At 71.8% G+C, this 11,148-nt stretch carries 12 protein-coding genes; 5 read left to right on the forward strand and 7 right to left on the reverse strand.

Annotation, left to right across the window (positions count from 1 at the left end):
• Positions 1 to 5 precede the first annotated feature (5 nt).
• Entirely contained in the window at positions 6 to 686 is a 681-nt protein-coding gene (locus tag ACGF8A_RS32035; RefSeq protein ID WP_393113824.1) for a pyridoxamine 5'-phosphate oxidase family protein, read from the forward strand.
• On the opposite strand, the gene ACGF8A_RS32040 is transcribed toward ACGF8A_RS32035, so the two are convergent.
• The 3 genes from ACGF8A_RS32040 to ACGF8A_RS32050 form a co-directional block, all read right to left on the reverse strand.
• Positions 673 to 1,608: a DMT family transporter gene (locus tag ACGF8A_RS32040; protein WP_393113826.1), complete on the reverse strand. Its 936-nt coding sequence runs from the start codon at positions 1,606 to 1,608 to the stop codon at positions 673 to 675. The genes ACGF8A_RS32035 and ACGF8A_RS32040 overlap by 14 nt on opposite strands.
• A 188-nt stretch (positions 1,609 to 1,796) precedes the next feature.
• Positions 1,797 to 2,798: a DMT family transporter gene (locus tag ACGF8A_RS32045; RefSeq protein ID WP_393113828.1), complete on the reverse strand. Its 1,002-nt coding sequence runs from the start codon at positions 2,796 to 2,798 to the stop codon at positions 1,797 to 1,799.
• 78 nt (positions 2,799 to 2,876) lie between these two features.
• On the reverse strand, positions 2,877 to 3,422 hold the full coding sequence (locus ACGF8A_RS32050) for a Clp protease N-terminal domain-containing protein (RefSeq protein WP_393113830.1): 546 nt from the start codon (positions 3,420 to 3,422) through the stop codon (positions 2,877 to 2,879).
• Positions 3,423 to 3,711: 289 nt separating this feature from the next.
• Here ACGF8A_RS32050 and ACGF8A_RS32055 point away from each other — a divergent pair, with 289 nt between their 5' ends.
• A complete protein-coding gene (locus ACGF8A_RS32055) occupies positions 3,712 to 4,140 on the forward strand; it encodes an SRPBCC family protein (protein WP_393113832.1) in 429 nt (142 codons plus the stop codon).
• Between the two features lie 87 nt (positions 4,141 to 4,227).
• Here ACGF8A_RS32055 and ACGF8A_RS32060 read toward each other — a convergent pair whose 3' ends face one another.
• Positions 4,228 to 4,863: a PadR family transcriptional regulator gene (locus ACGF8A_RS32060; RefSeq protein ID WP_393113849.1), complete on the reverse strand. Its 636-nt coding sequence runs from the start codon at positions 4,861 to 4,863 to the stop codon at positions 4,228 to 4,230.
• Positions 4,864 to 5,337: 474 nt separating this feature from the next.
• On the opposite strand from ACGF8A_RS32060, the gene ACGF8A_RS32065 reads away from it, so the two are divergent.
• Complete coding sequence (locus ACGF8A_RS32065) at positions 5,338 to 6,150, forward strand: PhzF family phenazine biosynthesis protein (protein ID WP_393113834.1); 813 nt, start codon at positions 5,338 to 5,340, stop codon at positions 6,148 to 6,150.
• 95 nt (positions 6,151 to 6,245) lie between these two features.
• On the opposite strand, the gene ACGF8A_RS32070 is transcribed toward ACGF8A_RS32065, so the two are convergent.
• Both ACGF8A_RS32070 and ACGF8A_RS32075 read right to left on the reverse strand, forming a co-directional pair.
• On the reverse strand, positions 6,246 to 7,046 hold the full coding sequence (locus ACGF8A_RS32070; RefSeq protein WP_393113851.1) for a CPBP family intramembrane glutamic endopeptidase: 801 nt from the start codon (positions 7,044 to 7,046) through the stop codon (positions 6,246 to 6,248).
• 134 nt (positions 7,047 to 7,180) lie between these two features.
• Complete coding sequence (locus ACGF8A_RS32075; RefSeq protein WP_393113836.1) at positions 7,181 to 8,701, reverse strand: glutamate--cysteine ligase; 1,521 nt, start codon at positions 8,699 to 8,701, stop codon at positions 7,181 to 7,183.
• 569 nt (positions 8,702 to 9,270) lie between these two features.
• On the opposite strand from ACGF8A_RS32075, the gene ACGF8A_RS32080 reads away from it, so the two are divergent.
• Positions 9,271 to 9,864 carry a hypothetical protein gene (locus ACGF8A_RS32080; RefSeq protein WP_393113837.1) on the forward strand — a complete coding sequence of 198 codons (594 nt, stop codon included), beginning with the start codon at positions 9,271 to 9,273 and terminating at the stop codon, positions 9,862 to 9,864.
• Positions 9,865 to 10,331: 467 nt separating this feature from the next.
• A complete protein-coding gene (locus tag ACGF8A_RS32085) occupies positions 10,332 to 10,538 on the forward strand; it encodes a DUF5999 family protein (protein ID WP_393113839.1) in 207 nt (68 codons plus the stop codon).
• Positions 10,539 to 10,941: 403 nt separating this feature from the next.
• Here the strand turns inward: ACGF8A_RS32085 and ACGF8A_RS32090 are convergent.
• Positions 10,942 to 11,148: ATP-binding protein (locus ACGF8A_RS32090; RefSeq protein WP_393113841.1), on the reverse strand; the 207-nt coding region annotated here is incomplete at its 5' end.

Below are 11,148 nucleotides of genomic sequence, written 5' to 3' on the forward strand. Positions count from 1 at the left end.
ACGCCATGCAGGGGACCCGGGAGACGTCACCGGCCGCCGCCTACACCCCCACCGACCGGACCGTCCCCACCCGCTCACCGGAGCGCGCGTCCTACGACAAGGACCTGGTGCACGCGATACTCGACGAGGGCTACGTCTGCCACCTCGGCTTCGTCCGCGACGGCGCGCCGGTGGTCCTGCCCACGCTCTACGGCCGGATCGGCGAGCGGCTCTACGTGCACGGCTCGACCGGCTCGCGCCCGCTGCGGATGACCGGCCGGACCGGCCCCGGCCTGCCGGTGTGCATGACGGTCACACTCGTCGACGCCCTGATCCTGGCCCGCTCGGCCTTCCACCACTCGATGAACTACCGCTCCGTGGTGGTGCACGGCCTCGCCCACGACGTGACGGACCCCGACGAGAAGCGGATGGCCCTGGACGCGCTGGTCGACCACGTCGTGGCCGGCCGGTCCCGTGACTCCCGGCCGGCCAACAAGAGGGAGCTCGCCGCCACCGCCGTCATCCGCCTCGACCTCGACGAGGTCTCCGCCAAGCTCCGCACCGGCGGTGTCAGCGACGAGCCCGAGGACCTGGCGCTCCCCCACTGGGCGGGCGTGGTCCCGCTGCGCAAGGGGTACGGCACGCCCGTGCCGGACGCCGACCTGGCGCCCGGCACCGAGGTACCCGGCTACCTCAACGCGCGCTGACCCCGCGCGCCCCGCGCGCCTCGGCCACCGCCAGCCCCGCGACCGAGCCCAGCATCAGCAGCGTGCCGGCCAGGGTGGCGGTGGTGAGCCGCTCGCCGAGGAGCGTGACGGCCAGGACCGCGGCGCTGACCGGCTCCAGCAGCATGATCACGGACACGGTGGCCGACCGTACGACGGCCGCGCCCGCGAAGTAGAGGGCGTAGGCGAGGGCGGTGGGAATCGCCCCGATGTAGACGATGAGCCAGAGCAACCGGGCGGGCTCCGCGGTGTGCGGCACCAAGCCCTCCGTCAGCGCGAACGGCAGCAGGCACAGGGTCGTGACCGCGAACGCCCAGACGGTGGTGCCGGAGGCGTCGGCGCCGCCGTCGCGACCCCAGTAGCGGGTGAGCAGGGTCATCGCGCTGTACCCGGCGGCGGACAGCAGCGCGAGCGCGACACCCCACGGCCGTACGGCGGTGTCGCCGCCGCCGAGCACCAGCACGCCGAGTCCCATGAGCGCGCCGGCGACGGCCGCCACGCCGGCCCGGCCGAGCCGCTCCCCCATCGTCAGACGGGCGCCGAGCGCGATGAGCACGGGACCCGCGCCGAGGGTGACCACGGTGGCGACGGCGAGGCCGGTCGCGGAGACGGCGGCGAAGTAGGCCGTCTGGAACACCGCGAGCCCGAGGCCGGTGGCGCCGATCCGCAGGGCCTTGCGGGCCGGTGCCTCGGGGGCGGCGACGGCGCGCGGGCGCAGCTGACGGGCGGCGAGCAGCAGGAGCAGGCCGGCCGCGCAGCGCCAGAAGGACAGGGCGACGGAGCCCATGTCACTGGCGCGGTAGACCAGTGAGGCGGCCGCGCCCGCGGTCCCCCAGGCGGTACCGGCGACGATCAGATAGAGGAGGCCTCGCCCGACGGGCAGGCCTGAAGCAACAGTTGACACACGTTTCTCCGCAGTTGCGCAGGAGCGCAGAAGTTCGGGAAGGACCGCCGCTCAGCGGGGTCCGCGGACGACTTCCGCGGGCAGCACCGTGCAGCCCGGCGCGACAGCGCGGGGCTGGAGGTCCGGAGGGCCCGCCTCAGGCGGCCGGAGGCGGAAGAACGCGTGCGTCCGAATGCATGATCGGCACTCTAGGCGGCCGTTCCCCGGGCGGACAACTCACGCTCGGGCCCGCCACCGGCCACCACCGGCTCCGGCGAGCCCTTCGCGGGCGTCGACGACTGCGCGATGAACGCGCCGGCCAGGACGACCGCGCCACCCACGATCTGCGGGGCCGAGAGGTGCTCGCCGAGCAGCACCCAGGCCAGCACGGTCGCGATGACCGCCTCCAGGCACGCCACCACCCCCGCGACCTGCGGGGAGAGCCTGCGGACGGAGAGCACGCCGGTGACGTAGGCGACGACGGTGGCGATGAGCACGATCCAGGCCAGCAGCGCGGCGGCCGGAACAGCCGTGCCGTCCATGTGCGCGGCGCCCCTGAGCACGGACCAGTCCATGCCCCAGGGACGGGCCACGACGGTCAGCACGGCGGCGCCGATCAGAAGCCCGTACGCGATCACCCCGAGCGGGTCCGGGGCGTCGGTGCCTGAGTCGCTGCCCTGGTCGGACAGCACGAAGTAGCCGACCTGGCAGCAGGCGGCGCCGAGGGCGAGCAGCAGGCCGAGGGCGTCGAAGCCGAGACCGGCCCACACCTCGACCACACAGGCGAGGCCGCCGACCGCGAGCACCACGCCGAGCGCCGCGGCGCGACTCACGGGCCGCCGCTGCACGAACCGCACCCAGCCGAGCACCAGGGCGGGCGCGAGGTACTCGACGAGCAGCGCGACACCGACGGGTATGCGCGAGATCGCGGCGAAGTAGCAGGCCTGCACACCGGCGACGGCCAGCAGTCCGAACCCGGCGAGCAGCGCGGGGCGGCGGCGCAGCAGCGCGCGGTGCCGGACGGCGAGCGGCAGCATGACCAGGGCGGCGCCTGTCACCCGCAGCCACACCACGTGCAGCGGGTCGAGGCCCGCCTCGATCAGCGGCTTGGCCGCGACTCCTGATCCGCCGAAGGCGACCGCCGACCCGAGCGCGAGCGCGAGTCCGGCGCCCTTGCCGCGGCTGACTGAGCTGCTGACTGACGTATGCACCCGGACATGATGGCAGGCCACGACATGACCGTCATCCTTGATGACTCCTGTCTCACCGGCTGGACCACGGAAGCCTGTTCAGCAGCCGGCGTCCGCGCCCCCGACGCACTCCTGCGAGCCGTACCCGATCCGCACGAACAACTCGGGTACCTCCACCCCGGCGCGTTCCAGCACCTCGACGGCGCGCGACCGCGGGTCCACGACGATCCCGGCGAGCAGGTCGAGACCGCGGGCCTGCGTGTCGCCGCGGCGCGCGGCGCGCTCCCCGGCGTAAGCCATCGCGGTGGCGGCCGGCGTCGAGTGGCCCGCCGCCCCGGTCACGACCGGGATCGCGCCGGAGTCCTCGACGGTGGTCTGCCAGCGCAGGCCGTAGCCGATGCTGCGCTGCACGAGGTAACCGAGCAGGCGCGCCAGCTGCGGTTCGCTGTCGAAGGCGGCGCGCACCTCGGGGTCGTACTCCAGGAGCGAGTGCAGCAGGTGGGCGGTGTCGACCTGCCGGTCCCCGTCCCGCACAGCCCGCCTGCGGGCACCCGCGAGGACCGCTGCCAGCTCGTCGCTGAGCCTGGCATCGTTGTCCACACCGGGGTGTTCGCCGGCCTGCGGCCGGGGGATCGGGTACTGCACACCCCCTACCTCATCAGCCCCCTCGGGTCCGGTCATCCCCGGCCAGAACCATTCTGGCGTCCCACAGCCAGGGGACATCCCTGGCCGCGATCTCCTCCTCAGGGATGAGATCAGACCGAAACCGGCCATGGGGCGCGCCGTGCCGCCGAGTACCGCCGAGCGCGCCGCGCCGCACTCCGGGCGCCCCGTCGCCCACGCCCACATTTCCTGACGCATCGTCAGTATTGAATGTCGCAGACCCTGCGGCTACGTTCCGCGGCACCGAAGCCCGACACGAAGAGGTGGTCGCATGGCCGAAGTCAGCACGGAGGCACGCATCGAGGCACCCGCCGAGAAGGTGTGGGCGCGGCTCACGGACTGGTCCGCCTACGGGGACTGGAACGCCACCCACACCAGCTTCCCCAAGGGCGGCCCCACGGCACTTGAGACCGGCGCGACCTTCCTGGAGAGCATGAGACTGATGGGCTTCCCGGCCGAGGTCGAGTGGACCGTTGAGGAGCTGGCACCGGCCCGGGTACTGGCGATTCGCGGCAAGGGCCCGATGTCCGTGACGGTCGCCACGCGCTACACCCTGGTCCCCGACGGCGACGCCACGACGGTCCGGATCGACGGTGGGTTCACCGGCGCGGCGGTCTCCCTGATGGCGGGCAGCCTCAAGGACTCGGCGACGGCCGCGCTGCACGAGTCGCTGCGGAGACTGGCGGGGCTGGTGGCCTGAACCGGCGCCGCACACCGCGCCCCGAAGATGCGACGCAGCGCCCCGGGGATCGCTCCACGGGGCGCCTTGGGCGCCGTGCGGCAGGTGTCAGTGCTCGTCGGCGAGGATCAGGTACAGCTTCTTGCGCGCCTCGTTGATGACGGCGAGTGCCTTCTCACGCTGCTGTTTGTCGCCGGTCTTCCAGACCTGCCCGAAGGCCTCCATCAGACCGAAGCCGGCCTGCCGGATCTCGCCGAGGGCCTCCCAGTCGACGCCGCGCGAGGCCTCTTCCCAGGGGGCCTCCGGCCCCTCCTCGGCCGCCGTACGGCCGGCCTCCGTGAGCGAGAAGAGCTTCTTGCCGCCCTCGGACTCGCTGACGATCAGACCTTCGTCCTCCAGCAGCTGAAGGGTGGGATACACCGAGCCCGGGCTGGGCTTCCACGCCCCGCCGCTGCGCCCGGCGATCTCCTGGATCATCTCGTAACCGTGCATCGGCCGATCCTTCAGCAGGGCAAGGATCGAGGCGCGTACGTCACCGCGCCGCGCCCTCCCCCTCGGCCCGCCGCGCCCTCGTCCACCCCAGGGACCGGGACCGAAGCCACCGAACCCGCCCGGGCCACCGTGCCCGAACCCGTGCCCGCCCGGACCGAAAGGGCCGAAGGCGGCACGCAGAGCGTCGAAGTCGCCCCGGCCGTGCCGGGGGCCGTCGTGCCCGTGTCCACGCTCGTATCCGTGGTTGTGCATCGTCATCACTCCATCTGCTTGATGATCTAGCGCAGATCTACCGTTGATCTGTCGCGATGCTTCAACGATATATCGGAACAGCTCGTCCAGCAAGCCTCTGAGCCCGGCTGGGGTGGGTGATGGTCGCGCGGTGAGCGTCACTTCCCGGGTCGGGCGCTCGCCGTGTTTCGGCGCCCATCCGACCTGCTCGTCCGATCGGTCCTTCGATGCCGGGCAGGTCACGGCCCGACAGGATGGCGCCTCGCATCGCTGCCCGGAGGCCGGCTCGCCGTCCGGTCCGGTCGGGAACGAACGCGTCCCGGCCCGGCACGCACAGCGGCAGGCAGGGGACGTGCGGTCCGTCCCCCTGACCGACTTGCCGGCTACAGGACCCGCACCGCCGGACAACCGCATCCAGCCGCACCCCGAAACCGGTCCAGAGATCGCGAATTGGCCTTGGTCCGCGGGGCCGCACGGGTCCTAGCGTCGGCAGTCATGCGGATCCGAATCGTCGACGCCTTCACCGACCGCCCCCTCGCCGGCAACCCGGCCGGGGTCATGCTCCTCGACGCCTTCCCCGAGGACGACTGGCTGCAGAGCGTGGCCCTCGAGGTCAACCACGCCGAGACGGCCTTCGCCCACCCCCTGCCCGGGGGCGGTGAGGCCGACTGGGCGCTGCGCTGGTTCACGCCGGTGGCCGAGGTGGCGATGTGCGGTCACGCCACCCTCGCCACGGCCCACGTCCTGCACACCACGGGCACCCATGCGGGCCCGGTACGGTTCGCCACGCGCAGCGGCGTGCTCGTGGCGACGCCCCGCGAGGACGGTTCGATCACGATGGACTTCCCCACCGCCCCGCTCACGGTGACCGAGGTCCCCGAAGGCCTGGCCGAGGCGCTGGGCGCGCAGCCGCGGACGGCGTGCGACACGGGCCCGAACGTCGGGGACCTGCTGGTCGAGCTCGCCGACGAGAAGACCGTCCACGCCCTGCGTCCCGACCTCAGGGCCATCGGGGCCCGCTCGTCGCGTGGTGTGATCGCCACCGCCCGCGCCGCGGATCCGGCCCTCGGCTACGACTACGTCTCCCGTTGCTTCTTCCCCAACGTGGGCATCGACGAGGACCCGGTCACCGGCAGTGCCCACACCGCACTGGCGCCGTTCTGGTCCGAGCGGCTCGGCCGCGCCGAACTGACCGGCCTGCAGGCCTCGCCCCGCTCCGGCCGTGTCCGCACGGAACTGCGCGGCGAGCGCACACTGCTGAGCGGCCGGGCGGTGACGGTGATCGACGGCGAACTGCTCGCCTGGTAGGGCTACCTCGTGGACCGTCTCGGTGTCGCGGGCCCGTCTGGACGGCAGGTGCTGCCGCGCGTAGCCGACCTGAGCGTCGAGAACGCCCTCTCAGCTCAGGCGGTGGGCAGCCAGTCCACCTTTCCCGCGAGCAGGGCATAGCCCACGAACGCCCCGATGTCGAGCAGCGTGTGCGCGACCACCAGAGGGCCGACGCGGCCCCAACGCCGGTACAGATGGACGAAGACGACGCCCATCACCAGGTTGCCGATGAAGCCGCCGATGCCCTGGTAGAGGTGGTAGGAGCCGCGCAGCACGGAGCTGGCCGCCAGTGCGGCGCCGGGCGACCAGCCAAGCTGGTCGAGCCGGCGCAGCAGATAGCCGACGACGATGACCTCTTCGACGATCGAGTTCTGCAGGGCCGACAGGATCAGCACAGGGAACTTCCACCACACCTCGGGCAGGGCCTCGGGGACGACCGTGAGGTTGAAGCCGAGGCCCCGTGCGGCGAGGTAGAAGGCGATACCGGTGCTGCCGATCACCGCGGCGATCGCGGCCCCGCGCCCGAGGTCCGGCCAGGGCCGGGTGCGGTCGAACCCGAGGACCTTGAGACTCTGCCCCTCGCGCATCAGGAAGTGCGCGACCAGGGCGACGGGGACCAGCGCGGTGGTGATCCCGAACAGCTGCCAGGCCAGATCGAGCCAGGGCCGGCCCGGCGCGGCGGAGGCGTTGAGCGTGGCGGCCTGGTCCTTCAGCCCACCGGGCCTGGTGACGGACCCGACGAAGCTGATGACCGCGGACACGGCGCTGGCTCCCAGCGAGAGAGCGAGGACGAGCAGGGTCTCGTCCCGCAGCACCCGCCGCGACGGGACCCCGCCCGCCTCGGCACCCTCCACGGTTCCCGCCTCACCCTGCACGCCCGCCTCCAGCCGCGTAGTCCAGCGCACGTCTTCGCTCCAGGCACGAAGATCCCACCGGACAGCCTCGCAGACGCACCTGTGCCCCGGCTCCCGACACTTGTTCCGCCGGGTGACGCCCACCCGGCCCGGCCTCACCCCGCCCGGACCGCCGCCTCCGGCAAACCCACCGGCCACGTGTGCACCGGCTCACCCTGACGCATCAACTCGGCGTAGAGCCGCGTCGTCGCAGCCAGCGCGGCATCCCGGGAGAGCCCGCCCTCCAGGGCCCGGTGGAAGGTCGCGACCTGCCAGGACGCGCCGTTCACCCGTCGCCGGCACCGCTCGTCGATCACACCGAGATACAGGTCCCGGTCGGCCGGTTCGACGCCCCACGCGTCCAGGCCGGCTTCGGCGAGCGGCAGCAGTTCGTCGCGTACGAGAGTCACCGCGTCGACCTCGGTCGTGCCGCCGTACCGGCCCCGCCGTGGCCAGGTGAAGCGCGCCTCGATGCCGTACCGGCACGCCGCGTCGAAGTTGGCCTCGGCGGCCTCGAAGGGCAGCCGGGTCCACACCGGCCGGGCGTCCTCGGCGAGGGCACGGATGAGGCCGTAGTAGAAGGCCGCGTTGGCGAGGACGTCGGTGATGGTCGGACCGGCCGGCAGTACCCGGTTCTCGACCCGTAGATGGGGGACGCCGTCGGCGATGCCGTACACGGGCCGGTTCCAGCGGTACACCGTGCCGTTGTGCAGCACCAGCTCGGCCAGTTTCGGCACTCCGCCCGCGTCGAGCACGGCCAGCGGGTCCTCGTCGTCGCAGATCGGCAGCAGGGCGGGGTAGTAGCGCAGGTTCTCCTCGAAGAGGTCGAACGCCGAAGTGATCCAGCGCTCCCCGAACCAGGTGCGCGGCCGGACGCCCTGCGCCTGGAGTTCGGGCGGGCGGGTGTCGGTGGACTGCTGGAACAGCGGGGGGCGGGACTCGCGCCACAGCTCGCGGCCGAACAGGAACGGCGAGTTCGCGCCCATCGCTATCTGCGCGGCGGTCGCGGCCTGTGCGGCGTTCCACACGTCGGCGAACCGCCCCGGCGTGACCTGGAGGTGCAACTGCACCGACGTGCAGGCGGCCTCCGGCGCGATCGACTTCGACGTGCACGTCAGATGCTCCACACCGTCGATGTCGAGCGTGAAGTCCTCGCCCCGGGCAGCCACGATCTGGTCGTTGAGCAGGACGTAGCGGTCCACGTCGGAGAGGTTCGAGGAGACCAGGTCGTCTCGTTCGAGGGTCGGCAGAATACCGATCATCACGATTCCGGCGTCCACCTCACCGGCTTTCCGGTGGGCATATGCCAGTGACGTACGGAGTTCTTCGGCGAGCCGGTCGAATACCCGGCCGCCCAGCCGATGCGGGGCGATGTTGACTTCCAGGTTGAACATGGCGAGTTCTGTTTGGAAATCGCGGCTCGCGATCCTTTCGAGGACCTGCCCGTTGAGCATTCTGGGCATGCCGTCGTCGCCCGCGAGGTTCAGTTCGATCTCCAGCCCCATCAGGTTCTTCGGCCGATCGAACCGCTTCTCCTCCAGCAGCCGCTCCAGGCCCTGCAGGCACTGCTGGAGCTTGGTGCGGTAGCGCTGGCGATCGGACAGGTCGAACGCGCCCGCCACGACCTTCTCCCCCATCGACGCGTCCCTCCTCGGTGGGCGGGCCCGAAAGATCCGGCCGCCGGTGTCCGGGTCAGGGTGGATGATGCCCAGCCCGGGCGATCCATAACGCCCCCGGTGAACGCTCACAGCCGCTACTCTGGCCCCTTGAGCCAAGAAGATCGGCGGCACATTCACCGGGCATGACGCCGTGTGCATTTTCCGCCGTCGACGACCTCGTGAAAAACGCCGACGAGAATTGGCCGACCGCGGTGTGAGCATTTCCCGAGGTCATCGAGGTGTCCCCCCTTCGGAATCGGGATGTTTTCCACGGAACGCCGACCGAATGAACTCTTGTGCGAGTGCCCCGGAACGGTTAGACGAAACACCGCCTGAACAAATGTCGTATAAACTCGGTCGACAGGGCAGCAGGCTGGCGCCCATGGTCGGAGGAAACTGCCGTCGTCGATCACGCCCGGCAGGCCTCACACCCACATCGTCGTTCACAGACCCCGGCCCCGCCTGCCTGCCTGCCCCCGTGAGCTGACAGCGCCGTCCGCCCCGCCTACGTCGCGCCACCCTGCCTGTCGAATGAGAGGCGACCCACCATGCCGCTGCTTGTCCCCCCGGCACCCGCGCCCGCACTTCGCTCCGTCCTCACGGCCCTCGGTTCCCCCACCGCGGTCCGCGAGGCCCGAACTCCCGCCCTGCGCGCCGCCCAGGGCCCCGTCACCCCCGAGCTGCCGTTGCCGGTCCATGTGCTGGACCGGATCACCGACAAGGGCGAGCCGGTCACCCGACTGGCCGGATGGCGCTTCCTGATCCGCTCCGGCGACCATGCGGTTGCGGCGGCGGAGACCATGCTGACGCCTGACGGCTGGGCGTTCTCGCACTTCTTCGAGGGGCCGTACATCGTCTCCACCGAGCGGGCGCTGCGCCAGGCCGAGAATCTCACCCAGTCGTACCAGGCGCGTCTGCTGTCCGTGCCCGGCCTGTACATGCTCACGCTCTGGCTGCACGGGGACTGCGCCTCGGACGGCACCGCGGGCCACCCCGCGGCGGCCGATCTGCTCGTCCCGCTCGCTCCCGCACCGCCCGGCATCGCGGCCAACCGGCCGCACCGGGTCGCCGAACTGCTCCCGGTGCTGACCCTCCGGGTGCCGCCGGCCCCGCCCACGCCACTGCTCGGCTCCCCGGCCTGACCGACGGCCGGACATCGCGCAGCGAACTCCGTCTCCCGTACCCCGCCACCGGACTCCCGGCGGCGGGGTACGCCGCTGTTTCGGGCGCCTCCCGCATTTCCCGAATTTCCACCGTTGCCCTGTCGTCGCTCTGCTTTCACCACCACCGCGCAGCTCCCCGCTCGTACGAGTGCTCATTCGCTCGTACGAGCCGAAAACGCTTTCCGACCCCTCCGGACTAGCCCCATCCGGCCACCCCGAACCACCCGAAGAGACAGTGCAGTTGGGATGAACCGTCCGCGCGGGTGATGCGTCATCAACCTGTGAAGAAGCGGTGCGGCGAAATCCCTGCGGAATGACGCCCGTGGGGCAACACTGGGTTCGACCGACTGATGACAACGGGGGGGGCGGCCATGAACGAAGCTTCACGCCGCGGGACAGATACGACAGCATTCACGGACGACACGACGAAGCGAAAGATCCCTTCCATGTGCCAGCACCAGCCACCGTGCCCCACCGCCGACTCCGCCGACCGGGAATCAGCCCGTCTCGTGGCGCACCACCCGGAGCAGGGCTGGAGCCTGCTGTGCAACGGTGTCGTGCTCTTCGAGGACACCGGTGAGCTCCTGCCCGACGGCCAGATCATCGCCCCGCACCGGCTGCCGGCCGGCAGCCGGGTCATGACCGCCGCCTGAGACCGGTACGGGCGGCACACACCGCCCGAGGACAACAAGGGGCCGGACCGCGGGACGTACACCGCGAACCGGCCCCGACGCATGTCCGGGCATCGTCACTCCCCGTGTCCGCCCGCATCCGGACCGGCCACCAGCACCTCCGGGCGAGGATGAGCCGTCACCCGCCCGGAAGTCGTCGTCGAGCAGGCCGCCACAGCCCTGCGTCTTTGCTGCGGAAGTCCTCCCGCGACTCCCGCCGAACCAGCAGCCGGGCGCAGCCGTCCGCGACGGCCGCCACCGGTGGGCGGCCGAGCAACGAGGACGTGGACGGGGGTACCGAGGCGTTCGGCGACCTCGGCGAGCGGTACGCCGGCAATGCCCGAAGAGCGAGCTGCGGACCGCCCATACGCGAGGCTGAAGGCGTTCAGGCGGGTGTTGACGGCGTGTTGACGGCATCGGCAGGCCCCGGGAGTACAGCCGCGCCCCGGCCGGGTGCCCTCCGCAGGCTCAGCACCATCGTCAGGCCGCCGCCGGGTGTGTCCTCGGCGTTCAGGGTGCCGCCCATCGCCTCGGCGAAGCCGCGTGCGACCGCGAGACCGAGCCCGACGCCGGCACCGCGCGGGGCGTCGCC

It is taken from the genome of Streptomyces sp. NPDC047706, assembly GCF_043204795.1.
Classification (GTDB): domain Bacteria; phylum Actinomycetota; class Actinomycetes; order Streptomycetales; family Streptomycetaceae; genus Streptomyces.